The sequence below is a fragment of the Providencia alcalifaciens genome (genome assembly GCF_020271745.1).
Classification (GTDB): domain Bacteria; phylum Pseudomonadota; class Gammaproteobacteria; order Enterobacterales; family Enterobacteriaceae; genus Providencia; species Providencia alcalifaciens_B.
In genome coordinates, this window is sequence record NZ_CP084296.1 from 1,348,215 (window position 1) to 1,374,072 (window position 25,858).

General features: G+C 43.1%; 25 protein-coding genes. 6 read left to right on the plus strand and 19 right to left on the minus strand.

Translation table 11 applies throughout. The features are described 5' to 3' along the window. Nucleotides 1–445: 445 nt before the first annotated feature. A complete protein-coding gene (locus tag LDO51_RS06195) occupies nucleotides 446–1,738 on the plus strand; it encodes an MFS transporter (RefSeq protein WP_225576736.1) in 1,293 nt (430 codons plus the stop codon). Between the two features lie 52 nt (nucleotides 1,739–1,790). Here LDO51_RS06195 and LDO51_RS06200 read toward each other — a convergent pair whose 3' ends face one another. The 3 genes from LDO51_RS06200 to LDO51_RS06210 form a co-directional block, all read right to left on the minus strand. After that, nucleotides 1,791–2,435, minus strand: a complete 645-nt coding sequence (locus LDO51_RS06200) for a 3-keto-L-gulonate-6-phosphate decarboxylase UlaD (protein ID WP_154599602.1) — start codon at nucleotides 2,433–2,435, stop codon at nucleotides 1,791–1,793. Nucleotides 2,436–2,486: 51 nt separating this feature from the next. Further along, nucleotides 2,487–2,954 carry a PTS sugar transporter subunit IIA gene (locus LDO51_RS06205; protein ID WP_225576737.1) on the minus strand — a complete coding sequence of 156 codons (468 nt, stop codon included), beginning with the start codon at nucleotides 2,952–2,954 and terminating at the stop codon, nucleotides 2,487–2,489. A 66-nt stretch (nucleotides 2,955–3,020) separates the two neighbouring features. After that, nucleotides 3,021–4,793, minus strand: a complete 1,773-nt coding sequence (locus LDO51_RS06210; RefSeq protein ID WP_225576738.1) for a PTS ascorbate-specific subunit IIBC — start codon at nucleotides 4,791–4,793, stop codon at nucleotides 3,021–3,023. A gap of 427 nt (nucleotides 4,794–5,220) precedes the next feature. On the opposite strand from LDO51_RS06210, the gene ulaR reads away from it, so the two are divergent. The 5 genes from ulaR to LDO51_RS06235 all read left to right on the plus strand — a co-directional run bounded on the left by ulaR (nucleotide 5,221) and on the right by LDO51_RS06235 (nucleotide 9,255). Continuing rightward, on the plus strand, nucleotides 5,221–5,976 hold the full coding sequence (ulaR, locus tag LDO51_RS06215; protein WP_225576739.1) for an HTH-type transcriptional regulator UlaR: 756 nt from the start codon (nucleotides 5,221–5,223) through the stop codon (nucleotides 5,974–5,976). Nucleotides 5,977–6,091: 115 nt separating this feature from the next. Beyond that, the gene (gene ulaG, locus LDO51_RS06220; RefSeq protein ID WP_225576740.1) at nucleotides 6,092–7,159 is read left to right on the plus strand and encodes an L-ascorbate 6-phosphate lactonase; all 1,068 of its coding nucleotides are present in this window, start codon (nucleotides 6,092–6,094) and stop codon (nucleotides 7,157–7,159) included. A 162-nt stretch (nucleotides 7,160–7,321) separates the two neighbouring features. After that, a complete protein-coding gene (locus LDO51_RS06225; RefSeq protein WP_225576741.1) occupies nucleotides 7,322–8,008 on the plus strand; it encodes a hypothetical protein in 687 nt (228 codons plus the stop codon). A 15-nt stretch (nucleotides 8,009–8,023) separates the two neighbouring features. Then, entirely contained in the window at nucleotides 8,024–8,548 is a 525-nt protein-coding gene (locus LDO51_RS06230) for a sigma-70 family RNA polymerase sigma factor (RefSeq protein WP_225576742.1), read from the plus strand. After that, nucleotides 8,533–9,255: a hypothetical protein gene (locus LDO51_RS06235; protein ID WP_225576743.1), complete on the plus strand. Its 723-nt coding sequence runs from the start codon at nucleotides 8,533–8,535 to the stop codon at nucleotides 9,253–9,255. Before LDO51_RS06230 ends, LDO51_RS06235 begins: the two co-directional genes overlap by 16 nt. A 55-nt stretch (nucleotides 9,256–9,310) precedes the next feature. Here LDO51_RS06235 and LDO51_RS06240 read toward each other — a convergent pair whose 3' ends face one another. The 16 genes from LDO51_RS06240 to asnC all read right to left on the minus strand — a co-directional run bounded on the left by LDO51_RS06240 (nucleotide 9,311) and on the right by asnC (nucleotide 25,843). Continuing rightward, nucleotides 9,311–10,606 carry an SLC13 family permease gene (locus LDO51_RS06240; RefSeq protein ID WP_225576744.1) on the minus strand — a complete coding sequence of 432 codons (1,296 nt, stop codon included), beginning with the start codon at nucleotides 10,604–10,606 and terminating at the stop codon, nucleotides 9,311–9,313. Nucleotides 10,607–10,837: 231 nt separating this feature from the next. Next, nucleotides 10,838–12,670: a glutamine--fructose-6-phosphate transaminase (isomerizing) gene (gene glmS, locus LDO51_RS06245; RefSeq protein WP_225576745.1), complete on the minus strand. Its 1,833-nt coding sequence runs from the start codon at nucleotides 12,668–12,670 to the stop codon at nucleotides 10,838–10,840. 272 nt (nucleotides 12,671–12,942) lie between these two features. Next, nucleotides 12,943–14,313 carry a bifunctional UDP-N-acetylglucosamine diphosphorylase/glucosamine-1-phosphate N-acetyltransferase GlmU gene (gene glmU / locus LDO51_RS06250; RefSeq protein ID WP_225576746.1) on the minus strand — a complete coding sequence of 457 codons (1,371 nt, stop codon included), beginning with the start codon at nucleotides 14,311–14,313 and terminating at the stop codon, nucleotides 12,943–12,945. Nucleotides 14,314–14,436: 123 nt separating this feature from the next. Further along, the gene (locus tag LDO51_RS06255; RefSeq protein ID WP_006660646.1) at nucleotides 14,437–14,862 is read right to left on the minus strand and encodes a F0F1 ATP synthase subunit epsilon; all 426 of its coding nucleotides are present in this window, start codon (nucleotides 14,860–14,862) and stop codon (nucleotides 14,437–14,439) included. A 21-nt stretch (nucleotides 14,863–14,883) separates the two neighbouring features. Further along, on the minus strand, nucleotides 14,884–16,266 hold the full coding sequence (atpD, locus tag LDO51_RS06260) for a F0F1 ATP synthase subunit beta (RefSeq protein WP_006660647.1): 1,383 nt from the start codon (nucleotides 16,264–16,266) through the stop codon (nucleotides 14,884–14,886). A gap of 34 nt (nucleotides 16,267–16,300) precedes the next feature. Then, nucleotides 16,301–17,164, minus strand: a complete 864-nt coding sequence (atpG, locus tag LDO51_RS06265; protein ID WP_006660648.1) for a F0F1 ATP synthase subunit gamma — start codon at nucleotides 17,162–17,164, stop codon at nucleotides 16,301–16,303. 55 nt (nucleotides 17,165–17,219) lie between these two features. Then, nucleotides 17,220–18,761, minus strand: coding sequence for a F0F1 ATP synthase subunit alpha (atpA, locus tag LDO51_RS06270; protein WP_132496978.1), 1,542 nt, complete (start codon nucleotides 18,759–18,761; stop codon nucleotides 17,220–17,222). 14 nt (nucleotides 18,762–18,775) lie between these two features. Beyond that, nucleotides 18,776–19,309, minus strand: a complete 534-nt coding sequence (atpH, locus tag LDO51_RS06275; protein ID WP_224059677.1) for a F0F1 ATP synthase subunit delta — start codon at nucleotides 19,307–19,309, stop codon at nucleotides 18,776–18,778. Between the two features lie 12 nt (nucleotides 19,310–19,321). Next, complete coding sequence (gene atpF, locus LDO51_RS06280) at nucleotides 19,322–19,792, minus strand: F0F1 ATP synthase subunit B (protein ID WP_036950611.1); 471 nt, start codon at nucleotides 19,790–19,792, stop codon at nucleotides 19,322–19,324. A gap of 57 nt (nucleotides 19,793–19,849) precedes the next feature. Further along, the gene (atpE, locus tag LDO51_RS06285; protein WP_004246596.1) at nucleotides 19,850–20,089 is read right to left on the minus strand and encodes a F0F1 ATP synthase subunit C; all 240 of its coding nucleotides are present in this window, start codon (nucleotides 20,087–20,089) and stop codon (nucleotides 19,850–19,852) included. A gap of 47 nt (nucleotides 20,090–20,136) precedes the next feature. Then, a complete protein-coding gene (gene atpB, locus LDO51_RS06290; RefSeq protein WP_006660652.1) occupies nucleotides 20,137–20,955 on the minus strand; it encodes a F0F1 ATP synthase subunit A in 819 nt (272 codons plus the stop codon). Between the two features lie 33 nt (nucleotides 20,956–20,988). Further along, complete coding sequence (gene atpI / locus LDO51_RS06295) at nucleotides 20,989–21,363, minus strand: F0F1 ATP synthase subunit I (protein WP_036950608.1); 375 nt, start codon at nucleotides 21,361–21,363, stop codon at nucleotides 20,989–20,991. A 589-nt stretch (nucleotides 21,364–21,952) separates the two neighbouring features. Then, entirely contained in the window at nucleotides 21,953–22,576 is a 624-nt protein-coding gene (gene rsmG, locus LDO51_RS06300) for a 16S rRNA (guanine(527)-N(7))-methyltransferase RsmG (RefSeq protein WP_225576747.1), read from the minus strand. A gap of 1 nt (nucleotide 22,577) precedes the next feature. Then, nucleotides 22,578–24,467 carry a tRNA uridine-5-carboxymethylaminomethyl(34) synthesis enzyme MnmG gene (mnmG, locus tag LDO51_RS06305; RefSeq protein WP_154637901.1) on the minus strand — a complete coding sequence of 630 codons (1,890 nt, stop codon included), beginning with the start codon at nucleotides 24,465–24,467 and terminating at the stop codon, nucleotides 22,578–22,580. Between the two features lie 376 nt (nucleotides 24,468–24,843). Next, entirely contained in the window at nucleotides 24,844–25,290 is a 447-nt protein-coding gene (gene mioC / locus LDO51_RS06310) for an FMN-binding protein MioC (protein WP_225576748.1), read from the minus strand. A 91-nt stretch (nucleotides 25,291–25,381) separates the two neighbouring features. Further along, nucleotides 25,382–25,843 carry a transcriptional regulator AsnC gene (gene asnC, locus LDO51_RS06315; protein ID WP_225576749.1) on the minus strand — a complete coding sequence of 154 codons (462 nt, stop codon included), beginning with the start codon at nucleotides 25,841–25,843 and terminating at the stop codon, nucleotides 25,382–25,384. Nucleotides 25,844–25,858: the final 15 nt, after the last annotated feature.

A 25,858-nucleotide genomic window follows, 5' to 3' on the forward strand; every position in this document is an offset into this window, starting at 1 on the left:
CTTTTTGGATATTTAAACTTAATCTTCTTAATATTTAACACTAATATTTAAAATAAAATAAAAAGCCATAAACATATTAACAATCTAGCGAAAATCTTATTATTTATAAATATAACATCACGTTACTTTATTTAAAACACCATAAAAATCATTGATATATAATTTTAATGATATTTTTAATTTCCACTTGAAATTAATATAGGAAAACATTTTCATTCTTAAAATGGAAAACAAAAATAGCGTGTAATATTAAGTTTTATTAAAATTTAATAAAAAACAAAAACTGCAATAAATATCCTATTTCTGCATTTATTGTACATTTAATTAACATTTCTATTGTGATTTAACTTAAAAAAGTAAAGTGTAATGTCGGCTTTTCAGATTTAAAAATATACGTACTTGCCATTAAAAAAATATCGGTCGAATAACGATTAGAGAGTGATTTATGACAATACAAACATCTGAAATTACATCTGTCTCCTCAAAACGCACGACCTTCAAAGTCATGCTGGTTTGCTGGCTAAGCATTTTATTTGAAGGTTATGACGTGGGGGTGATGGGTGCGGTTTTACCCACACTCTCTGAATATAAAGAGTGGAATTTAACTCCTATTGAATTAGGCGCCTTGAGCAGTTACACCCTCGTGGGAATGTTCTTTGGTGCGTTTATTATCGGAACGTTAAGCGAGTTATATGGTCGACGACGCATGCTATTAATCTGTGTTACGCTATTTTCGTCCACTATGTTAGCCACCGCTTTAGCGCCAACACCTTGGTTTTTTGGATTAATGCGTTTTATCGGTGGAATCGGACTTGGCGGAGTGATCCCCGTAGCCGCGGCTCTCACGATTGAATATTCACCAACCGAAAAACGGTCGTTTAACTATGCCATTATGTACTCAGGCTACTCTCTGGGTATCTTATGTGCCGCGTTAGTGGCGATTGCTATTCTTAGCCAATTTGGTTGGCGTGGCGTAATGATAATCGGGTCATTACCTTTATTATTAATTTGGCCAATGTCCCGCCTATTGCCTGAGTCTATTGAATATCTCAATAACCGAGGGCAACACGAAAAAGCGAGAAAACTGGCAGAGAAACTTGAAGTCACCTATTACGAACCCGTGAAGCAAGAAAAGCAGTCTTCCCGTAGCTTAAAAGAAGTTGTCGCAATTATCTTTTCCAAAGATTACCTGCGAGCAACCTGCTGTTTTTGGGTCGCACTGTTCTGTGGTGGCTTCATCGTTTATGGCTTAAATACGTGGCTGCCATCCATTATGCGTAAAGAAGGTTATGATCTCGGCTCCAGCTTAACCTTCTTAGTGGTGTTCAGTTTATCTTCTGCGCTAGGTGGGTTATTCCTCGGGAAAGTCGCCGATAAATGTGGCGCTCGTGGTACAGTTGCATTCTTCTTTATGCTCGGTGCAATGGGTATCGGATTGATGGTCTTCAAGCAAAATATCTATATGAATTATTTGCTTGTTGGTCTCGCAGGGATTGGCTGTATTTCTGCGCCATTAATTTTGACGGGTTATGTCGCCCATTTCTACCCATCCAGTGTGCGGGCTTCTGCAACAGGTTGGACAATGAGTATTTCCCGTGTAGGTGCCATGTCCGGCCCTATGTTTGGGGCTTATATTGCCAGCCTTGGAGTCGCCAGCAGTTGGAACTTTGCCGCATTCTCTGCGGTGACGGTAATAGGCGGTATTGCCGTAATGCTACTGCCAAGTAAACGCTTATAAACAAAAAAATAAGTCCCTTCAGTAAGTTCGAGGGGACTTTTATCAATACCAATTACCAGAAACGAGCAATTTGTTCACGCAGTGCTTCTGCGGTGGCTTTTCCTTTTTCCCCGACCAATGCACGCCCAGCGATAAAGGCTTTAGCTTTGATGCCTTCGAAAAGGTGAATATCTTCTGGCACAATCCCGCCAGTTATCGACAACTCGAGTCCTAAATCAGAAAGTTGGCGCATTTTTGTGAGATCTTCAGGCCCCCAACCCACTCCAGCTAACTCAGCATCACGAGAACGGTGGTAAATCGCCTGTTTGATCCCTAAATCCACCCAGCGCTGTGCATCATCTAATGTCCAGTTACCATACAGTTCAATTTGGATTTCACGCCCAAATTCATCCGCCACTTTTTTACAGGCGGTGATAGTGGCAATATGCGCCGCTGCTGAAACCGTGATCCAATCAGCGCCTGCTTCAAACGCCATTTTCGATAAAATCGCACCGCCGTCCGTGGTTTTCATGTCGCAAACAATAATGTGTGATGGATGATTCTTACGTAGCGTTGACACCGCGTTCATACCTTCCGCAAAAGCCAAAATAGTGCCAATTTCAATCACATCAACAAAAGACTCCACATTGTCAGCAACTGCCAGCGCATCTTTCAGATTTGTTTGGTCTAATGCAATTTGAATTAAAGGTTTAGTCATTTGATTATCCTAGTGTTTTAGATTAAATCGGGTATCTTGCAGATGGCAGCATTAAGCTAATGCAGCATCAATCACCTGATAGACCTCACTTGCACTGGTGCAGCGGCGAATTTTATCGAGATCAATCCCCGTTTCGCTCTCTTCATCATCCAGTACTTGAGTGACTTCCATCAAGCCTTCCATATGTTCATCAGAAGAACTTCCCGCAAGCGTAATGAGAACATCCACAGGCTCACTTTCCCCATCAAATACAATCGGCTCTTTTAATGTCACCAAGGCAAATGCGGTTTTTAAAACGCCATTTTCTGGGCGGGCATGAGGTAAGGCTAAATTAGGTGCAATACAGATATAAGGACCTAACTCTTTGACACTACTAATAATCGCTTCATGGTAATCTGGCAAAATCGCCCCCGATGCGATGAGCATATCGGTGCCAATCTTAATCGCGTCCTGCCAATTATCCGCTGAGGCATGTAATTTAATGGAGTTGTTATCCATTAGAGATTGTTTGAAACCCATGACATTGCTCTCCTATAGCCATGGACATTCATCACTGAATCCCCATGACAAATTTAGTTATTGGATTTATTTCGACTCAATAAAGTTATTATGAATAATCGCCAGTAATTCATCGCCGAATGAGTTGGGATTCAACATATTCTGCACACCCAGAATGAATTTACCTTCCCCTGCATCCATTTCAGAAGAGAGATGCTTGGAAGAGACGATGATATCTGTATTCGCCAGTTTGGATTTGTAATCAGAGACCGCACAGGAATCCATCACATGAGGAATTCCTTTGCCTTCAAGGTACTTGGCAATTTTCATTTTCATCATCATTGATGAACCTTGTCCATTACCACACACTGCAAGAATACTGACGGGTCTAGCGCCTGTTGAAATAGTCAGTTCTGTTGGTTCACCCAGCGCATTTTCAACACTCAGCTCCACTTGTGGCTCTGCTGCCGCAGCGGCTTGTGCATCTTCTTCTGCACGCAATTTTTTTGACGCAAAGTACATGTAAACAAACGACAGTCCAATCAAAACAAAGAAGAAATATTTGGAGAAGGAAAGCCCCTGCATCACTGGAGGGAAAACTAACGCCCAGTCTGCCATCCCCATCCAGCCGCTAAAATCCGTTCCTTGCTGGCTAAATAATGAGATCGCCCATGCAGAACCAACAACTTCAATAATCCCCATAACGAAACAGATTTTCATGACCGCTTTCCAACCACCGAAATGGTTAGCAAATACCCCAATTGTCGCGTTGGAGAAGAACATCGGAATAAAGCCGGGAATAATCATGATCGGAGAGCTTAATCCAAGCATCACTAATACTGCCGTAAACTGCCCTAACGCACCCCACATAAAGCCGAATACCATGGCATTGGGAGAGAAAGCGTAAATTGCCGCACAGTCAATGGCGAGTACCGCGTTAGGAATAACGCGCTCGGAAATCCCCTTAAACGCTTCAGAAAGTTCGGCAACAAACATCCGCACTCCGGTAACAATAATCTGAATGGCGACCGCGAATTTCAAACCTGTTTCGAGAATATAGATGCTCCAATGGGTTTTCCCTGCCATTTCTTGCAAGTTAGTTAACCCAAAGGAAAGGAGAATGATGCCGAAGAAAACGGTCATCACAATGGCAGTGGCTGCGATGCTATCATGGAAAATATGCAGCCATTTTGGTAGCTTAAGATTATCAACACTATCGTTTTTATCGCCGAGTTTATGGGCTATTTTAGTGGCAACCCAGGATGCGACTTGCTGCTGGTGACCGATTGAAAATCCAGCTCCCCCCGTGACAGATTCCGTTGGCTTAAACATAATATTGGATGAAATTCCCCAATACAGCGCCATGAGAACGGCTGAGTAAATAATGGTTTCCCACATGCTGGTGCCTAGCACAAAATAGAATACCGCAATCAACCCAGCTTGCTGGAACATGATATGCCCCGTCAGCATAATGGTACGAATCCCCGTGATACGGCGGAAAAGTACCAAAAGAATATTTATTGCTAATGCAATCAAAACCGTATACCCAACCCATGAATAATTATCCCCCATGGTTTCCATGGTGGCCATCATTGAGGTATAAGGGTCGATAACTGAACCGGTAAGGTGATGATATTCTGACATTTTTGCAATGACAGGTTTAAAGCTGGAGACTAATGTATCGGCGCCCACTTGCACTAACATAAAGCCGACGATAGTTTTTATGGTTCCTTTCAAGATGGTTGTACCATCTCGCTTTAAAAGCCAGTAGCCAATTAATGTCACTAATCCCAGTAATAATGGGGCTTTGGTCATTACTTGGCTGTAAAAAATATAGAATGAGTCATACAGAAAATCCATATTTTTACCCCTAAATCAAATTTAGTGTGAATTATTATCTTATTTAAAATTACATTGCCCTGATCACAGACAAGCATTCTCACGCTATAATCAAACAGTTCATTGATTCAATCACTCAAATACATTTTGCAATCATAATCAATCACAATTTGCTCGTTTATGATTATTTTAAGTGATACTTTTTGACCAGAAAAAAACCTTACATTTGTTGACCCGATCACAACAAATATATTAAAAGTAAGTATTTACAGTTAGTTAATGGATTAAATTGGCATGAGTAATTTTTGAATTTAGTGAGTTGACAATTTTCATCATGATCATATAGAATCAAATCCAATCATTTTGAATCAAAAATTGTCCAACTACTGTGACTATAATAATCATCACTAAAGACGAAAAATGATTATACAGAAATAAGGCGCTACACATGAATGAGACACAAAGACATCATGAAATTTTGTCTTTATTGAAAGAAAATCAAATAATTAACGTATCTTTTATCACAAAACATTTTAATATCTCACCCGCAACTGCTCGTCGAGATATCGCCAAGCTGGATGAGCAAGGCAAACTAAAAAAAATACGTAATGGTGCAGAGCGCATTGAAGAAAAAAGACTCAGATGGTCACCGCTGAATATTAACAGCACCGATCATTATGAAGAAAAGTCACAAATAGCCATGAAAGCAGCAGAACTTTGCCAACCGGGAGATAGCGCCGTTATCAACTGTGGATCCACCGCATTTTTGCTAGGACAGCAATTGTGTGGAAAAGGAGTTCAGATAGTAACGAACTATTTCCCTCTCGCCAGCTACTTGATTGAAGAAGAACATGAAGATGTGGTTCTGATTGGCGGACAATATAACCGAACACAAGGTATTTTTCTCAACCCTGCATTAAGCACATTGATGGGATATGCTGGTAACTGGATGTTTACTTCAGGGAAAGGTTTAACCGAAACAGGGCTGTACAAAACAGATATGCTGACTGCGGTCGCGGAGCAACAGATGCTAGATCGTATTGATAAATTAGTTGTCGTTGTAGATAGCTCAAAAGTCGGAAGCCGAACGGGAATGTTATTTTGCCCTGCCGAAAAAATTGACTATCTCATCACAGGTAAAAACGCCGATCCCAAAATTATCAAAGCCATCGAAGCCCAAGGCACGCAAGTCATCCTTGTATAATTAGATTAACTATCTAATTCAACGAATTAACAAATTTATTCTGTATTTCGCCTTATTTTCATTAATAAGGCGCTAATCCCTTACATTTGAAATTCTGGATAGGAAAGGTGTTACTATGAGTAAAGTAAATGAAATTACCCGTGAATCTTGGATTTTAAGCACATTCCCAGAGTGGGGAACCTGGCTCAATGAAGAGATCGAAAAAACCGTCGTAGAGCCAAACACATTTTCTATGTGGTGGCTAGGTTGTACAGGTCTTTGGTTGAAAAGCGAAGGTAACACCAACATTTCCATCGATTTTTGGTGTGGAACAGGCAAGAAAACCCAGAAAAACCCCCTGATGAATCAGCAACATCAAATGATGCGTATGGGCGGTGTTGAAGCCCTGCAACCCAACTTACGTACCGCGATTTTTCCACTCGACCCATTTGCAATTAAAGATGTCGATGCCATTTTGGCATCCCATGACCACGCTGACCATATTGACGTGAACGTTGCAGCAGCAGTGCTACAAAACTGTGGAGATCACGTTAAATTTATTGGTCCACAAGCTTGTGTAAACCTATGGACAAGTTGGGGCGTACCAGAAGATCGCTGCATTGTGGTCAAAGTAGGTGATGTGATTGAAATTGGCGATATGAAAATCCGCGTTTTGGATTCATTCGATCGCACAGCGCTAGTGACCTTACCAAAAGGTGTTTCGTCCTATGACAAAGCTATTTTGGACGGTATGGGCGAGCGTGCAGTGAACTATTTGATTGAAACCACTGGCGGCTCTCTGTATCACTCTGGGGATTCTCACTACTCCAACTACTATGCAGCGCACGGAAACCGCTACAATATCGATGTTGCACTGCTTTCTTATGGCGAAAACCCACGCGGTGTTACTGACAAAATGACCTCTTCCGATATTTTGCGTGCTGCAGAATCATTAGATTGCACGACGGTTATCCCATTCCACCACGACATTTGGGCTAACTTCCAAAACGACCCTCGTGAAATTGAAGTGTTATGGAATATGAAAAAAGAGCGTCTGCAATATAAATTTGTCCCATTCTTCTGGCAAGTTGGCGGAAAATATACCTACCCAACCGATAAAGGGCGCATGCATTATCAGCATTTTAGAGGCTTCCAAGATATCTTTAAAAACGAACCTGAGTTGCCGTATAAAGCCTTCTTGTAAGATTTTTTGCATCATTTTATTGCTCTTTTTCGGCCTGATAATGTTGATTATCAGGTCGTTTTTAATCAAAAAAACGTTCTAAAAATTATTTTCACTTCCCTGCATCTAAATTCATTTTCTTGTCGTCTCTCTTATTGATACCCATTCAACAAGGAAATAATAATGAACATTCGCATCGCAGCCACACTGTTAAGCCTGTTTGCCTTTTCGGCAGCAGCTTCCGATATTTCAACTCAACAAACCACGCTAGGTCAGGTTTATACCAATAACCAAGGTATGACGCTCTATTACTTTGATAATGATAAACCTGATCAATCCGTTTGCTATGATGATTGCACCAAACTCTGGCCACCATTATTAGTTAGCGATAAAACATCATCCCTGCCCGGTTTAAATAAAATCCAACGTAAAGATGGAAAAATGCAGTGGGCAATGAACCACCAGCCTCTCTATTTGTGGAGTAAAGATCAAAAACCTGGTGATATTAATGGTGCAGGAGTTAAAAATCTTTGGTCAATTGCTCGAGCAGACAGCGTACCCGTCAATGTATATAACACCGATAACGGTAAGATTTTAACCAATAAAACGAAGATGTCGCTTTACACATTCACTAAAGACAGTAATGGACTATCATCATGTAATGGTAATTGCGCGATTAAGTGGCCACCATTAGCAGCACAACAAAGTGATGTAGCCAGTGCTCCATTTAGTATTGTCACTCGACAAGATGGCACCTATCAGTGGGCTTACCAAGGCAAGCCATTATATACATGGATAAACGATCAAAAACCGGGCGATATCACAGGCGATAAAGTGGAAAATGCTTGGAACTTGGTTGTTTTGCCATAACGTTATGAGGTGAATGTGAGCGCAGAAAACAATGAGCTAGAAACGTTATTTTCGCAGATAAAACTGGGAGATCAGCACGCTTTTGAGCGATTTTATGGACTAACAAATCGTAAGCTATATGGGCTGTTGGTCAATATCGTCGCCGATCGTGACATAGCAGCGGATCTCCTGCATGAAGGATATCTCAAGATCTGGTTCTCTGCATCGAGCCATTACGTGATATCGCCTTGGGCATGGTGCTGTCAATTAATGCGTAATTTAGCAATAGATCATGTCAGAAAACAGGGGAGAATGCCGAAGTTTGAAGATATCGAACTCTCTTCAGATATTGCTATTGATGACCCTGTTTCTGAGGATTCACGAAAGCTCGACCGTTGTTTTCTCTCGCTCACTACTGAAAAACAGCAAGCCATCAAGCTTGCTTATATTCATGGTTATTCTCATGAAGAAATCGTGAAACGCCTTGCTCACCCTCTTGGTACTATCAAATCATGGATACGACGAGGCTTAAAGGAGCTAAAACAATGCATAAGCGCCTAACACCGCTTCGTTATAGCAACCCAGCCATACGCGAGCATTTGGTGAGCCAGTATGTGCTCGGCACATTATCAACCAACACCAAAAAGCGCTTAGAATCCTTGATGGCTAACGATACCTCTTGGGCGGAATTAGTCGCACAGTGGCATGCATACCTTTATAGGCTAGAACCAATGGCAGTAGATAAGCCACCATCATGGGTATGGAAAGATATCGAATCCGTGATCAGTAAAAAAGAAAAAATGCCGTTTTATCGCCATATTTGGCGATATAAATGGTCACTTATCCCATGGGGGTGTTCTCTCTTTTTGTTTGTTTTTTCCAGCGTGATACTACTGCAACCAACCCCTCAAGTTGCCACTCCGAGCTATATCGCTACCATGTCATCTCAAGAGAGAAATGACCATTTTGTACTGATGGCATACAAAGGGGATAAACCTGGAAAATCACGCCTTCAATTGGAATGGAACAGCCAATATCCATTACCAGAAAGTCATCTGGAAAATGCAATGATTTGGGCTAAGGACAAGGTAACAGGGGAAATTTCACTACTGGGGCGTTTTGATGAATTGCAGTCCACCCGCTTACTCACCCCAACCGAGTGGAAAATGATCAAAAACAGTAGCGAGATTTTGATCACTGAAAATAGTGAGCCAAACAGCATGGTTTTATTTAAAGGGGCATGCATTGAGTTACTTAGCTCCTCTTAATACCACCATGCTTCATTGAAAAAGGTCAGCATTTTTACAATGCCGACCTTTTTCACTACGGGATCACGCCCAGCAATTTAAACCAGAAATAATCCAGCGGCACCAAGAGGAAAAAGGTCAAAATAAACAAGATCAGACACAGCCTTACCCCATCCATTAAAGGTACTTTGCCCATTCCCATCGCAACAACAATCGGGGAAGCTTGATAAGGCAATAAGGGGGTCGAATAACCGATGACTTGTACCATTAGAACCGCAATCAGCGGTAAGCCCGTGGCATTAGAGAGAGATTCCGCTAACGGGGTATACAGTGCAGGAACACCGTTTGCCGTTACTACAAAGTTTAAGCCGCTGGTCAGTCCCACTAAACTACCAAAATCCATAAATGGGCTATTCGGATCAAGTGGCAGCATCTTTTGTAAGTAAGTACCAACCACCATTCCAACGTTAGAATAACTCACCAATGTTGCAAGGCTCAAAATCCCTGCGACATAAATACAAGTACGGATATTCACGGCTTTAACAAACTCATCATTGGTGACAAAACCGACTTTAGGTAGCAAGCAAAAACATGCCGCGACTAATCCCACCCATGCCGGTGAAATACCGTGAGTGGTATCCGTGATCCAAAAAAGTAGCGTAACCGCTAGCACAATACCGAGCTTTTTTTCATCGCGGCTCATTGGCGGTAAGGTTTTTTGCTCAACCACCTGCTGCAATTTGGCAGGAAACAGAAAATAGATACACAGCACCACCAACGCGCCTTTAATCAACCCCAAGATTGGCATGTGCAGGAACAGGTAATTCAAGTAGGAAAGTTTCAGGTGATACGTGGTTTCTATCGCCCCCGCCATGACGAGGTTGGGCACGTTCGCAGGCAACACAGTAGCAGAAAGTTGGAAGGTACCGAAACCCACCGCCAACGCTAACCCGATACGCCCTCGACTGCCACTTTCTAGCCCGACTTTATCCGCTATTGCCATCACAATCGGCATCAGTAACGCAATTCGCCCCATATTCGACGGCATAATAAATGCCAACCCATAAGCCAGGATCACCACGCCAACAATTAATTTTAACCATGAACTCGTGAAGCGTCCTGAGATATGCTGAGCAATACGCTCCGCCAGCCCGACTTTATTGATAGCAAACCCAAGAATGAAGCCGCTTAAAACTAGCCAAAATGCTTCTGAGGTAAAGCCAGAGAAAATCACATTGGTTGGTGCTAAATGTAAACACGCCGCTGCCGCTAAAAACAGTAATGCGACTAAATATTCTGGTAGTTTTCCTGTCGCCCAAAACCCTATTGTGATTGCGATGACAACCGCACTCAACCATTCTATGTCTGCCATCCACGTCGCCTTCTGCTGATTTTTATTGTTGTTTATTATTGCTCAATACTGCATCAAGAAAATTAAGTATACGTGAAATTGATAGCGAATAGATGCATACACAAGCAACTAAATAAAATTGAATTGTTATCGTTCAGAGAGGGAATTTTAGTGGCGAATAGAAATATAGGGGCAATAAAAAGCCGGTGTACTTTTACAGGACACCGGCTGGATTTTTAAATCAGTGCGAGATTACTCAACGGTCACTGATTTTGCCAAGTTACGCGGCTGATCGACGTCAGTTCCTTTGATTAACGCAACATGGTAAGAAAGCAGTTGCAGAGGAACGGTGTAGAAAATTGGCGCGATTAACTCTTCCACATGCGGCAGGGAAACAATTTTCATGTTTTCGCTTGCCACAAAGCCAGCATCTTGGTCAGCGAACACATACAGCAAACCACCACGCGCGCGAACTTCTTCAATGTTAGATTTCAGTTTTTCTAACAATTCGTTGTTCGGTGCAACGATGATAACTGGCATATCCGCATCAATTAACGCTAATGGGCCATGTTTTAATTCGCCCGCTGCATACGCTTCGGCGTGGATATACGAAATCTCTTTCAGTTTCAGTGCGCCTTCAACAGCGATAGGGAACTGATCGCCACGGCCTAAGAACAGCGCGTGGTTTTTGTCTGAGAAATCTTCAGCTAACGCTTCAATTACTTTATCTTGAGACAGCATGCTTTCAATACGCGCAGGCAGTGCATGAAGCGCATGAGCAATACGCTCTTCCAGTTCTGGGTTTGCCCCTTTCAGGCGTCCCATATACGCCACCAGCATCAACAATACCGTTAACTGAGTTGTGAATGCTTTGGTGGAAGCAACGCCAATTTCCGCGCCCGCTTTAGTCATCAGCGAAAATTCAGATTCGCGGACTAATGAAGATGCGCCAACATTACAAATCGCCAGAGACGTTAAGTAACCCAGTTCTTTAGACAAGCGCAGAGCGGCTAAGGTATCCGCCGTTTCCCCTGATTGGGAAATGGTGATCATCAAACTGCCTTTACGGTGTGCTGGTTTGCGGTAACGGTATTCAGACGCAATTTCCACGTCGCAAGGGATACCCGCCAGTGATTCAAACCAGTAACGCGCAACCATACCTGCGTTGTACGAGGTTCCGCAGGCAACGATTTGGATATGGTCAACTTTGGACAAAATTTCGCTGGCTTTTGGACCTAATTCGCTAAGGTCGATACCATTATCTTGGTTAAAACGCCCTTCGAGGGTGTTTTTAATCGCCATCGGCTGTTCATAGATCTCTTTTTGCATGTAATGGCGGTATGCGCCTTTATCACCTGCATCGTATTGAACATTCGATTCGATTTGCTCACGTTCAACTGGCGCGCCTTGCTTATCAAAAATACGCACAGTGCGACGAGTAACTTCCGCAATATCCCCTTCTTCTAAGTAGATAAAACGGCGAGTCACAGGCAATAATGCCAGTTGGTCAGAAGCTAAGAAGTTTTCGCCAACACCCAAACCGATAACCAACGGGCTACCTGAGCGTGCTGCGACTAATAATTCTGGGTTGCGGCTATCCATAATCACGGTGCCATAAGCGCCACGTAATTGCGGGATCACGCGCTGAACCACTTCCAGTAATGTGCCACCTTGCTGCTGTTCATGATGAACAAGGTGCGCAATCACTTCAGTGTCAGTGTCTGAACTAAAGATATAGCCTAGTTTTTTCAGCTCTTCTTTCAGTTCTAAATAGTTTTCGATAATTCCGTTATGAACAACGGCAATATAGCCCGAGGTATGAGGGTGAGCGTTACGCTCGCTTGGAATACCATGAGTCGCCCAGCGGGTATGCGCGATACCTGTTCCACCAGAAACTGGGTGCTTTTCTGCTTCTTCCGCTAGCATTTGTACTTTACCAACTTCACGTAAGCGTTGCAGATGACCTTCATGATCAACCACCGCCATACCCGCAGAGTCATAACCACGGTATTCTAAACGGCGAAGACCTTCTAACAGAATTTCTGCAATATCACGTTGTGCGACAGCACCAACAATTCCACACATATAAGTTATTCCTAAATAAAGGGGTTATTTCCCCTCTTATTGTCGCAACCTGATTATTGTTCAGCTTTCACTGTTCCCCAGCCTTGTAGAAACGGGGAATTTTATTGTTTTGTTTGCTACTTTGTAGCGATTTTTATATTAAAAAATACTGACCGACATTACTTATACTGCTAATTCTTAGATAGCTAATTCGTTAATAGATAATTCTCTAATAACCAATAATAGGAGAGACTTGAATATCTCTCCTCTATATTTACTTATGTTTTATTTACTTATTTTTTCTTTACTGGGCGCTGCCAGTTTTTAATGTGTGTCTGTTTCACGCGGCTAACCACCAGCTCACCTTCGTTAATATCTCGAGTGACTGTGGTACCTGCGCCAATGGTCGCACCATTTGCAATATTCACTGGTGCGACTAATTGTGTGTCTGAACCCACAAATACATCATCACCAATGACCGTTTTAAATTTATTCGCACCATCATAGTTGCACGTAATGGTACCAGCACCAATGTTCACGTTATCACCAATCTGAGCATCCCCCAGATAGCTTAAGTGACCTGCTTTAGAGCCTAAGCCCAACGTGGCATTCTTCATTTCAACAAAATTACCCACATGGGATTTCGCCGCTAATTTAGCACCTGGACGTAAACGAGCGAAAGGTCCAACAGTACATTCCGTGGATAATTCGGAATTTTCAATCACTGAGTATGGGCTGATAATTGAGTTATCGCCAATCACACAGTTTTTCAGTACGCAGCCAGTTTGGATCTGAACATTATTACCCAGTGTTACGTTACCTTCGATGATCACATTGGTGTCGATCACCACATCGCGACCGTGAGTTAAGGTTCCGCGAATATCAAAACGCGCAGGGTCAATCAGCATCACACCCGCTAACAGTAATTTTTCAGCTTGTTCTTTTTGGTAGATGCGCTCTAACGCAGCTAATTGCAGACGGTTATTGACCCCTTCCATTTCACTGAGATGGCTTGGATGAACGGTCGCAATTTTGTTACCTTCTTTATGGGCAAGAGCAATAATGTCGGTGATGTAGTATTCACCTTGGGCATTGTTATTGTTCAGTTGGCTCAGCCAGCGGTTAAAGTCTTTGCCGCTTGCGACCATAATACCGGTGTTAATTTCTTGGATTTTACGCTGTTCTTCACTGGCATCTTTTTGCTCGATGATACCAACGACTTCGCCGTTTTCGCGAATAATGCGACCATAACCGGCGGGGTTATCTAGGATAACAGTGAGTAAGCCAATGCCACCTTCCGGCTTAGCTTCTACCAGTCGTTGTAATGTGTCTTTGGCAATCAGCGGTACATCGCCATAAAGCATGACAATGTCTTCGTCATCTTGGAAGTGTGGAGCGGCTTGCTGCATCGCGTGACCGGTGCCCAGTTGCTCCGCTTGCAGAACCCAATTGAGGTTTTGTTCACCCAGTTTTTCTTTCAGTAAATCGCCGCCATGTCCGTATACCAGATGAATATCCGACGCACCGATTGATTTCGCAGTATCAATCACATGCTGAACCATTGGTTTACCTGCGAGTAAATGCAGAACTTTAGGTAAGTCTGAATACATCCGTGTGCCTTTACCGGCAGCTAAAATCACGACACTTTTTCTTTGCACAGTCATATTTTCCTGAAACTCCAACTTTGGGGTGAAAGTAAACCTATTTCCTGTATAAATTACTACATATTTCGCACAAATAAAAAAGCCAGTTAGTCAAACTAACTGGCTTTTTCTATATTGCTATCATTACATAAGCTTTTTAGTTAACTCGATAACTCGAAGTTTCGCTATTGCTTTTGCAAGTTCTGCTGATGCCTGAGCATAATCAACATCGCCGTGTGCTTTGCGGACATGTTCTTCCGCTTTGCGTTTAGCTTCCACTGCACGAGCTTCGTCTAAATCTTTACCACGGATCGCTGTATCAGCGAGTACGATAACACCTGTTGGTTGAACTTCTAAGATACCGCCGGAGAGGTAAATTAGTTCTTCTTCACCAAACTGCTTCGTAATGCGTACCATGCCCGGTTTTATGGCAGTCAGCAGCGGGGTATGCTGCGGATAAATCCCCAACTCACCTTCACTACCTGTCACCTGAATTTTTTGTACTAAGCCTTCAAACATCTGTTTTTCCGCGCTTACTACTTTCAGGTAGTATGTCATTGCAGCTACCATATCAACCTCTCGTCAGATGGATTAAAGCTTTTTCGCTTTTTCCACAGCTTCTTCAATGGTACCAACCATGTAGAACGCTTGTTCTGGCAGGTGGTCGTAATCACCGTTCAGGATGCCGCTGAAGCCACGGATAGTGTCTTTCAGAGAAACGAACTTACCTGGTGAACCGGTAAAGACTTCTGCAACGAAGAATGGTTGAGACAGGAAGCGCTGGATCTTACGAGCACGAGCAACAACCAGTTTGTCTTCTTCAGACAGTTCATCCATACCCAGAATTGCAATGATATCTTTCAGTTCTTGGTAACGTTGCAGAATAGACTGAACGCCACGAGCAACATCATAGTGCTCTTGACCAACTACCAGTGGGTCTAATTGACGGCTGGTAGAATCCAGAGGGTCAACCGCAGGGTAGATACCCAGAGATGCGATTTGACGGCTCAGAACTACGGTTGCGTCTAAGTGAGCAAAGGTGGTTGCTGGTGATGGGTCAGTCAAGTCATCCGCTGGTACGTATACCGCTTGTACGGAAGTGATAGAACCAGTTTGAGTTGAGGTAATACGTTCTTGCAGAACACCCATCTCTTCCGCCAGCGTTGGTTGGTAACCTACCGCTGATGGCATACGACCTAACAGTGCTGATACTTCAGTACCTGCCAGTGTATAACGATAAATGTTGTCAACGAACAGCAGTACGTCACGACCTTCGTCACGGAATTTTTCAGCCATAGTCAGACCAGTCAGCGCAACACGCAGACGGTTTCCTGGTGGCTCGTTCATCTGGCCATAAACCAGTGATACTTTATCCAGAACGTTTGAGTCGGTCATTTCATGATAGAAGTCGTTACCTTCACGGGTACGCTCACCAACACCGGCAAACACTGAGTAACCTGAGTGTTCAATCGCGATGTTACGGATCAGTTCCATCATGTTTACTGTTTTACCAACACCCGCACCACCGAACAGACCTACTTTACCACCTTTCGCGAATGGGCAGATTAAGTCCATTACTTTGATACCGGTTTCCAGCAGTTCAGTTGAGTTAGCTAACTCTTCGTAGCTTGGTGCAGCACGGTGAATAGACCAGCGCTCTTCTTCGCCGATATCACCTTTCATGTCGATTGGTTCACCCAGAACGTTCATGATACGTCCCAGTGTTGCTTTACCGACTGGTACTTCGATTGGGTGCTCTAGGTTTACAACTTCTAAACCACGGCTCAGACCGTCTGATGTACCCATTGCGATACAACGGACAACACCACCACCTAACTGCTGTTGAACTTCCAACACCAGTTTTTCTTTACCGTTAATAACCTCAAGAGCATCGTACACTTTTGGTACGTTATCTTGAGGGAACTCGACGTCCACAACGGCGCCGATTACCTGGATAATCTTTCCAGTAGCCATCTTGAATCCTCTACGTAATTCGTAAACCTAGCTGTTAAACCGCGGCAGCACCAGAAACGATCTCGGTCAGTTCCTGAGTAATGCTGGCCTGACGAGCTTTGTTGTAAACCAACTGCAACTCTTTGATCAGGTTTCCACCGTTATCTGTAGCGGCTTTCATCGCTACCATTCGAGCGGCCTGCTCACTAGCTAGGTTTTCAACGACGCCCTGATAAACCTGCGACTCGATATAACGACGCAGCAGGGTATCCAGCAACGCCTTAGGATCGGGTTCATATAAATAATCCCAAGATTTCTTCTTCAGCGTTTCGTCATCGCTTGCAGGCAATGGCAGTAACTGAAGAATCGTTGGCTCTTGAGACATTGTATTGACGAACTTATTGTTCACCACATACAGTTTATCTAAACGCCCTTCATCATAGGCTTGTAGCATAGAGTTAACTGGGCCAATCAGGTCAGAAAGGGTTGGGTTATCCCCCATTCCGGTTACTTGTGAAACGACATTGCCGCCTACAGAACCGAAGAATGCTACCGCTTTAGAACCGATTAAAGCCAAATCAACCTGAACGTTTTTCTCAGACCACGTTTTCATGTCTGCCAGCAGTTTTTTGAACAGGTTAACGTTCAAACCACCACACAGACCACGGTCTGTTGAAACAACCAAATACCCGACGCGCTTAACTTCGCGCTCTTCGAGATATGGGTGCTTATATTCCAGATTACCTAATGCAAGGTGACCAATCACACTGCGCATGGTTTCTGCATAAGGACGGCTGGCCGCCATGCGTTCCTGCGTTTTACGCATTTTGGACGCCGCGACCATTTCCATCGCTTTAGTGATCTTCTGCGTGTTTTGCACGCTTCCAATCTTGGAACGTATCTCTTTTGCGCCGGCCATTTCTGCTTCTCCTTATTAACCAGACGGCCCATAAAAATTCACGGGCCGAATAGTATTACCAGGACTGGGTGGCTTTGAATGATTCGAGCAGTTTATTCAACTTAGCTTCGATATCATCGTTATATTTGCCCGCCAGACCAATTTCGTTCATAAGGTCAGCATGCTCGCGCTGTGCAAATGAAACTAATGCAGCTTCGAATGCACCAATTTTTGCTAACTCAACATCGTCCAGATATCCACGTTCTGCAGCGAACAGAGACAGTGCCTGCTCTGCTACTGACATTGGTGCATACTGTTTCTGTTTCAGCAGTTCAGTTACTTTCTGACCGTGGCTCAACTGTTTACGAGTTGCGTCATCGAGGTCGGAAGCAAACTGAGCAAACGCTGCCAGTTCACGGTATTGAGCTAGTGCTGTACGGATACCACCAGACAGTTTCTTAATGATTTTAGTCTGAGCAGCACCACCAACACGAGATACTGAAATACCTGGGTTAACCGCTGGACGAATACCAGAGTTAAACAGGTTAGATTCCAGGAAGATCTGACCATCAGTAATCGAAATTACGTTTGTTGGTACGAATGCAGAAACGTCACCCGCTTGAGTTTCAATGATTGGCAGAGCAGTCAATGAACCAGTTTGACCTTTCACTTCACCTTTCGTGAATGCTTCTACGTAGTCAGCGTTAACGCGAGCAGCACGCTCAAGTAAACGGGAGTGCAGATAGAAAACATCACCTGGGTATGCTTCACGTCCTGGTGGACGACGCAGCAACAGTGAAATTTGACGGTATGCGACAGCCTGTTTAGACAGGTCATCATAAACGATCAGGGCATCTTCACCGCGGTCACGGAAATATTCACCCATCGCGCAACCAGAGTATGGTGCTAAGTATTGCAGTGCAGCTGATTCAGATGCAGTTGCAACAACAACGATAGTGTTTTCCAGAGCGCCGTGTTCTTCCAGTTTACGTACTACGTTAGAGATAGTTGATGCTTTCTGTCCGATAGCAACGTAAACACATTTGATGCCAGAATCACGCTGGTTGATGATTGCATCGATCGCCAGAGCTGTTTTACCAGTTTGACGGTCACCGATGACAAGCTCACGCTGGCCACGGCCGATTGGAATCATCGCATCGACTGATTTATAACCAGTCTGTACAGGTTGATCAACGGATTGACGATCGATAACACCCGGAGCAATAACTTCTACAGGAGAGAAGCCATCGTGCTCAACAGGACCTTTACCATCAATTGGTTGACCCAGTGTATTCACTACACGTCCTAACAGGCCACGGCCTACTGGAACTTCAAGAATACGACCAGTACATTTAACTTTCATGCCTTCTGCTAAGTCAGCATAAGGACCCATAACAACCGCACCAACAGAGTCACGCTCTAAGTTCAGTGCAATTGCGTAACGGTTGCCAGGCAGTGCGATCATTTCACCCTGCATGACTTCGGCTAAACCGTGAATACGAATGATACCGTCGTTAACGGAAACAATCGTACCTTCATTGTGAGCTTCACTCACAACATCGAACTGAGCAATACGCTGTTTGATCAGTTCGCTGATTTCGGTGGAATTCAGTTGCATATGCTCCAGTCCCCTTAAGACTGCAAGACGTCAGTTAAACGCTCTAAGCGACCGCGGACACTACCGTCAATAACGAGGTCTCCCGCACGAATGATCACTCCAGCAATAACAGACTTGTCAATTTTGCAATTCAGCTTAACTTTGCGTGACAGACGTTTTTCCATCGCGGCAGAAATTTTAGCTGACTGCTGTTCACTCAGTTCGTTCGCAGAAAGAACATCAACTTCAACAGTTGATTCCAGCGTATCGCGCAATTGGATAAATTGAGCTAATACTTCTGGCATCGTTGTTAAACGACCGTTTTCCGCCATAACACGAATCAGATTTTGAACATGCTCGTCAATTTCATCTCCACAAACAGAGATAAACGTTTTAGCTAATGTTTCTGGTGCAATAGAACCAGAAAGCAGCTCACCAACCTGTTCATTGCGCGTCACCTCAGAGGTGAAGGCCAGCATTTCCTGCCATTTAGCAACAGATTGGTTTTCCACAGCAAAGTCAAAAGCTGCTTTGGCGTAGGGGCGAGCTACAGTAGCGATTTCAGACATGCCCCTCCCTCCTTACAGTTCAGCGACTAGTTTATCAACGATGTCGCTGTTAGCAGCTTCATCCACGGAACGTTCGATGATCTTCTCGGCACCTGCGATAGCAAGCATCGCAACCTGTTTACGTAACTCTTCACGTGCACGTTTACGCTCAGCATCAATTTCAGCTTGCGCTTGTGCTACGATTTTTGCACGTTCTGCTTCTGCTTCCGCTTTAGCTTCATCAATCATTTGAGTGCGTTGTTTATTCGCTTGTTCAATGATGATTTGAGCTTCAGCTTTCGCTTTTTTCAGTCGGTCGGTTGCGTCGGTTTGCGCCAGTTCCAGGTTCTTTTTAGCACGTTCTGCGGAAGATAAACCGTCAGCAATTTCTTTTTGACGTTTTTCTATGGCCGCCATAATCGGTGGCCATACATACTTCATACAGAACAAAACAAACAGGACAAACGCGATAGCCTGGCCGAGGATTGTTGCATTTAGATTCACAGACAATACCTCTTATTTATTAGTTAGTTAATGTTCTTAATGTGTGCCGAACGTTAATTAGGCAACAGCGAACATTACATATAAGCCCAGACCAACAGCAATCATCGGAATAGCATCGACCAGACCCATTACGATAAAGAACTGTGTACGCAGCAGAGGAATTAAATCTGGCTGACGAGCAGCGCCTTCTAAAAATTTACCACCTAGGATGCCGATACCGATCGCAGCACCGATCGCCGCTAAACCCATCATAATAGCGGCAGCCATGTACAGCAGATCCATACTCAGGTTTTCCATGACAGTCTCCAGTTTGTTTCAGTTAATACAATTATTGATTAATAAAATTAGTGCTCTTCAGAAGCCATCGACAGATAGACAACAGTCAGAACCATAAAAATAAAGGCTTGTAGCGTAATAATCAGTATGTGGAAGATAGCCCAAGGCAGGCTTAACAACCACTGTGACCACCACGGAAGCAGAGCCGCGATAAGAATAAAGATCAATTCACCTGCATACATGTTACCAAACAGTCGCAGACCGAGTGATACAGGTTTTGACAGCAGGCTAACCCCTTCAAGAATCAAGTTTACAGGGATAAATACCGGATGGTTGAAAGGCTGCATAGTGAGCTCTTTCGTGAATCCGCCAATTCCTTTCATCTTGATGCTGTAAAAGATTATTAGGATAAACACACCAATTGCCATCGACATCGTGATACTCACATCTGCGGTTGGAACAATACGCAGAGCAGGTAAACCTAAGTAGTGCTCACCGATGTATGGGATGAAATCAATTGGAAGTAGATCCAGAAGGTTCATTAAAAATACCCAGACGAACACCGTTAATGCCAGAGGGGCAATAACTTTGCTCTTTCCGTGATACATATCACGGACTGAGTTATCAACGAAACCAATGATCAGTTCTATTGCAGTCTGTAACTTACCGGGTACGCCACTAGTCGCATTGGCTGCAACTTTTCTAAATAGCCACAGGAATAAAGCCCCGAGAACTACTGAGAAAAAAAGCGAGTCAATGTTTAACGCCCAAAACGTTGGACTAGCGTGGGGATCGACCAACTCAAAGGTACGTAGATCCAACTGAAGGTTTCTCAGATGGTGACCTATGTACTCATTTGTAGTCATCACTTCTCCTGATGCAGACATGATGCCTCTTACCCTTTTGTAGTTTAAAAATACTTACCGTTTTACAACGGCTGGTGCAACAATCTGAACAATCAGCACCGCTAAATAGGTCAAACCCAGTGGTGTTATTGACGCTTTAAACACACCAAAAGCAACAACTAAGACAGTAATAGTTGTCACAACCTTTAACCCTGCTCCTAATGCAAAGAACCAGGCAATGCGGACAGGTTCATCCTCTTCTTTTGCTTTTTCAAAGCGTGATAGCAGCATAAATACGATATTAGGTAACCAGCATGCTAACCCACCAGCAAGAGCAGAGGCCCCCCATTCTATACTATTTGCACAGAAAGCCCCACTGAGGATTACAAAAGTTATTAACTGAATAGACAGTTGCTTAGAAGCATTACTGCCATAAAGGGAAACAGACATAACTTTGTGTACTCCCAGCTCTCTCAGCCTAAGAAACGCTAAGGGTTGTAATAAAACTGCCTTTGCTTAAATGTGTCAAGAGACAAAAACGTGCAAATTATACGGGCAGGCGAAATGAATTCAATCAGTAAGTAGCGAAAAGGTGAATAAATATTTAATTTTTTCGAGATAGCGCAGAATTAAGACAGGTGGGATTAATAATTTATTAACGATTCGTCGCCTAAAAATAACTTTATGTGATTAAGATCACAACAAATATTACCTCCTGATTAATAACCACACTCTTTATCTGGTTAGAACCCCTGTTTTAAGCCATAAATCAAATAATTAAATTAGTTATTTTTTAAACAAAAAAATGAAATGATAATTTGGATATTTCATTATTAATGCTAAAACGATTTAGTAAGAATATTAGATTAGGAATATTATTACCATTAATGTGATTATTTTTGATATATATTCGTTAATATTCTGTAAATAATAAGTGAATTTAAATTATCTTTATTTTAATTATATATAAAAATAGCCGTAACATTGTAAATGTACGGCTACCGCTCTAAAAGATAAAATAATTTTACTAAAAACTACGTTATTTTTTGAATAATTTAACCAAGTGGCGTTGTTCGTCCAATTCCGGAATTTTTAGCTCTGTTATAGATTCAACTTCAAAGCCTTCAGGCAGCTGTGTAAGTTCTTCATCACGAACGACACCTTTTAGCGCATAAAAGCGCCCTTCCCTCGCAGGAAGATGGTGGCACCAACTCAGCATATCGTTGAGTGATGCAAAAGCTCGGCTAATTACGCCATCAAATCCATCTTCAACAGGATACTCTTCCACTCGAGATTGAACAGGCTCAATGTTAGTTAGCCCTAACTCATGTTGAACTTGTTTCAGGAAGCGTATGCGCTTCCCTAAGCTATCTAGTAAAACAAAGTGAGCATCCGGTCGAACAATGGCTAAAGGAACGCCAGGAAGCCCTGGGCCCGTTCCTACATCGATGAACTTGTCACCCTTAAGGTGATCGTTCACCACGATGCTGTCCATGATGTGACGAACTAACATTTGTTCAGGCTCACGTACCGACGTTAAGTTGTACGCTTTATTCCATTTGTGCAATAAACCGACATAATCGACTAACTGTTGTTTTTGCTTGTCAGTCAATTGGATATCGGCTTTTGCCAATAGCTTTGTCAGTCTGCTGAGTAAATCCATATTATGCACTCCGACGCAGCATGCCTTGTTTTTTGAGCCACACTAACAGAATTGAAATTGCTGCTGGTGTGATCCCTGAAATACGAGAGGCTTGACCAATTGATGTTGGTTTGTGGTCATTCAGTTTCGCCATGACTTCGTTAGATAAGCCTTTCACTTGCTTATAGTCTAAATCAACTGGAAGTAAGGTATTTTCATTACGCAGCTGACGTTCGATCTCTTCTTGCTGACGAGCAATGTAACCTTCGTATTTCACTTGAATTTCAACTTGATCTGCCGCTTGAGGATCTTCAACTCCTGGAGCAAACAAATTCAACGAGGTTAGCATTTGATACGTCATTTCAGGGCGACGCAGTAAATCTTCGCCATTCGCTTCTTTCGATAATGGAACGGTTAAAATTTGGTCTATTTCTTCATGGTTATCAGATTTAGGGTGAACCCAGATATCTTTTAAGCGTTGACGCTCTTTTTCGATCATTTCAACTTTGCGGTTGAAATGTTCCCAACGAACATCATCCACGAGACCTAATTCACGTCCTTTTTCGGTTAAACGTAAATCTGCGTTATCTTCACGTAGCATCAAGCGGTATTCCGCTCGGGAAGTGAACATACGGTACGGTTCTTTAGTCCCTAATGTGCACAGATCGTCAACTAATACGCCTACATAGGCTTGGTCACGACGAGGGAACCAACCTTCGAGGTCAAATGCGTGTTGTGCTGCGTTAAGACCCGCTAATAAGCCTTGAGCCGCCGCTTCTTCGTAACCTGTTGTACCGTTGATTTGACCTGCAAAGAACAAGCCTTCGATAAATTTGCTTTCGAGAGTTTGTTTTAGATCGCGAGGGTCAAAGAAATCGTACTCAATAGCATAACCAGGACGAACGATCCTTGCATTCTCCATTCCCTTCATGGAATGAACAATTTTCATTTGAACATCAAATGGTAAGCTGGTGGAGATCCCGTTTGGGTAAATTTCGTTGCTCGTTAAGCCTTCTGGCTCTAGGAAGATCTGGTGAGCGTTTTTATCCGCAAAACGCATGACTTTATCTTCAATCGAAGGGCAGTAACGAGGACCGATCCCTTCGATGATCCCGGCATACATTGGGCTGCGATCTAAGTTATTACGGATCACATCGTGGGTTTGCTCATTGGTATAGGTGATGTAGCAAGGCACTTGCTGTGGATGCTGCTCTTGAGAACCTAAAAATGAGAAAACTGGCATTGGGTCATCACCTAGCTGTTGAGCTAACTGACTGAAATCAATAGTTCTTGCATCAATACGTGGTGGTGTACCTGTTTTTAAGCGATTTACACGTAATGGCAATTCTCTTAAACGTTGAGATAACGTAATTGCTGGTGGATCACCTGCACGACCACCACTGTAGTTTTCTAAACCGATATGAATTTTTCCATCAAGGAAAGTACCGACGGTTAATACCACCGCTTTGGCTTTAAATTTTAAGCCCATGCGGGTAACAGCACCGGTAACTCGGTTATTTTCAACAATCAGATCTTCAACTGGTTGTTGGAAGATCATTAAGTTTGGTTGGTTCTCTAATGCAGTTCTAACGGCTTGGCGATATAGCACGCGGTCTGCTTGTGCTCGAGTTGCACGAACAGCTGGGCCTTTACTTGCATTGAGTGTTCTAAATTGAATACCCGCTTTGTCAGTTGCGGTAGCCATTAAACCACCGAGGGCATCAATTTCTCTTACCAGATGTCCCTTACCGATCCCACCGATGGCTGGGTTGCAAGACATCTGGCCCAATGTATCAATATTGTGAGTCAGTAATAGGGTTTGACGCCCCATACGTGCAGCTGCCATTGCTGCCTCAGTACCGGCATGACCACCACCAATTACGATGACGTCAAATTGCTCTGGATAAAACATGTGTGAACCTTAACGTTAGAAAATGCGGATTCTGCATTTGAGGAGTGAATTCTACTCAAGTTTGATGGAGAGACCAAGCCCTGACCTCTCGCCTATATAATATAAAGATCTTTTTTATTTAAAGATCTCTTTATTAGATCTTTTATTAGGATCACCAGTTTCTGTGGATAAGTGAATTTTCACTTTAAAGATCATCAAAGTGTAAAGGATCATATACTGTGAATGATCCGTGATCCTTTTGCGTATAAGCTGGGATCAAAACAGGTACTTATGCACAGGCCTTGGACGACCTAAAACTTATAATCTGGATAACTACCGGTTAATACCATGATCTTACCGGAGTTATCCACAGTTGTTTGCTGTTATATTGAACAAATCAGAGTTCGTTTGCCCAAATTTTAACCCAAACACCTGCGGGATCTTCAGGAATTTCGTGTTGCTGCACATCAATTTCGAAGCAGTCACCGATCCTTTTTGCACCATGATCCTGTAATAAGGTATCAAGAGTATGGATCGCACCACAAAAAGTATCATATTCCGAACTGCCAATCCCCACCGCCCCATACTTGATCTTGCTTAGGTCTGGTGACTGAGATTGGATTGCTTGTGCTAAAGGTTGGATATTTTCGGGAAGATCCCCTGCGCCGTGTGTTGAGCTCACCACCAGCCATAACCCTTCTAGTGGTAAGTCATCCAGTTCAGGGCCGTGCTGTATATCTGTTTCATAGCCGAGTTCTTCTAAAATCTCTGCCATATGCTCTGCAACATATTCGGCACTGCCCATGGTACTGCCACTAATTAAGGTTACTTTTGTTACGCTCATGGTCACTCTCTTTCACATTAATAGGGCGCTATTGTACGCTGTGAATGAGCTGGGATCTACCTGTGGATAATGTGGTTATATCATTTTTTTTCTACGGGGTGATCGTTCGCATGATCGGGTTCTGTAAGGAGATCAGCGTTTCGGTTGATTGTATTTCATCGATAGTCTGAATTTTGTTGATAAGTACATCTTGAAGAGAATCTATCGAGCGGCACATTACTTTAATAAAGATACTGTATTGGCCTGTTGTATAGTAAACCTCTACCACTTCCTCTAAAGCATCCAACTTTTTGAGGGCGGTATGATAATCCTTGGCACTTTTTAAAATGATCCCTATAAAGCAGCAGACATCAAAACCTAACTGTTTTGCGCTAATATCGATACGGGTTCCTTTTATGATCCCAGCCTGCTTCATTTTTTCCACTCGCACATGAATAGTTCCGGGACTGACCGAGAATTTTTTGGCAAGTTCTGCATAAGGTGTACGTGCATTGGCCATTAATTCGTGAAGTATGTCACGATCGAGATTATCGATTTGATAATTTTCTGGCATTTTTTAACCCTCATT

Excerpts from the sequence above, each read along its gene's own strand:
- ulaG (WP_225576740.1), top strand. The coding sequence starts at position 6,092 with ATGAGTAAAGTAAATGAAATTACCCGTGAATCTTGGATTTTAAGCACA.
- atpH (WP_224059677.1), bottom strand. The coding sequence starts at position 19,309 with ATGTCTGAAATCGCTACTGTAGCTCGCCCCTACGCCAAAGCAGCTTTT.
- glmS (WP_225576745.1), bottom strand. The coding sequence starts at position 12,670 with ATGTGTGGAATTGTTGGTGCTGTCGCACAACGTGATATTGCAGAAATT.
- atpA (WP_132496978.1), bottom strand. The coding sequence starts at position 18,761 with ATGCAACTGAATTCCACCGAAATCAGCGAACTGATCAAACAGCGTATT.
- glmU (WP_225576746.1), bottom strand. The coding sequence starts at position 14,313 with ATGACTGTGCAAAGAAAAAGTGTCGTGATTTTAGCTGCCGGTAAAGGC.
- LDO51_RS06200 (WP_154599602.1), bottom strand. The coding sequence starts at position 2,435 with ATGACTAAACCTTTAATTCAAATTGCATTAGACCAAACAAATCTGAAA.
- LDO51_RS06235 (WP_225576743.1), top strand. The coding sequence starts at position 8,533 with ATGCATAAGCGCCTAACACCGCTTCGTTATAGCAACCCAGCCATACGC.
- LDO51_RS06255 (WP_006660646.1), bottom strand. The coding sequence starts at position 14,862 with ATGGTAGCTGCAATGACATACTACCTGAAAGTAGTAAGCGCGGAAAAA.
- LDO51_RS06210 (WP_225576738.1), bottom strand. The coding sequence starts at position 4,793 with ATGGATTTTCTGTATGACTCATTCTATATTTTTTACAGCCAAGTAATG.
- atpI (WP_036950608.1), bottom strand. The coding sequence starts at position 21,363 with ATGTCTGTTTCCCTTTATGGCAGTAATGCTTCTAAGCAACTGTCTATT.
- LDO51_RS06205 (WP_225576737.1), bottom strand. The coding sequence starts at position 2,954 with ATGGGTTTCAAACAATCTCTAATGGATAACAACTCCATTAAATTACAT.
- LDO51_RS06225 (WP_225576741.1), top strand. The coding sequence starts at position 7,322 with ATGAACATTCGCATCGCAGCCACACTGTTAAGCCTGTTTGCCTTTTCG.
- rsmG (WP_225576747.1), bottom strand. The coding sequence starts at position 22,576 with ATGGATTTACTCAGCAGACTGACAAAGCTATTGGCAAAAGCCGATATC.
- ulaR (WP_225576739.1), top strand. The coding sequence starts at position 5,221 with ATGAATGAGACACAAAGACATCATGAAATTTTGTCTTTATTGAAAGAA.
- atpD (WP_006660647.1), bottom strand. The coding sequence starts at position 16,266 with ATGGCTACTGGAAAGATTATCCAGGTAATCGGCGCCGTTGTGGACGTC.
- mioC (WP_225576748.1), bottom strand. The coding sequence starts at position 25,290 with ATGAGCGTAACAAAAGTAACCTTAATTAGTGGCAGTACCATGGGCAGT.
- mnmG (WP_154637901.1), bottom strand. The coding sequence starts at position 24,467 with ATGTTTTATCCAGAGCAATTTGACGTCATCGTAATTGGTGGTGGTCAT.
- LDO51_RS06240 (WP_225576744.1), bottom strand. The coding sequence starts at position 10,606 with ATGGCAGACATAGAATGGTTGAGTGCGGTTGTCATCGCAATCACAATA.
- LDO51_RS06195 (WP_225576736.1), top strand. The coding sequence starts at position 446 with ATGACAATACAAACATCTGAAATTACATCTGTCTCCTCAAAACGCACG.
- atpG (WP_006660648.1), bottom strand. The coding sequence starts at position 17,164 with ATGGCCGGCGCAAAAGAGATACGTTCCAAGATTGGAAGCGTGCAAAAC.
- atpE (WP_004246596.1), bottom strand. The coding sequence starts at position 20,089 with ATGGAAAACCTGAGTATGGATCTGCTGTACATGGCTGCCGCTATTATG.
- asnC (WP_225576749.1), bottom strand. The coding sequence starts at position 25,843 with ATGCCAGAAAATTATCAAATCGATAATCTCGATCGTGACATACTTCAC.
- atpB (WP_006660652.1), bottom strand. The coding sequence starts at position 20,955 with ATGTCTGCATCAGGAGAAGTGATGACTACAAATGAGTACATAGGTCAC.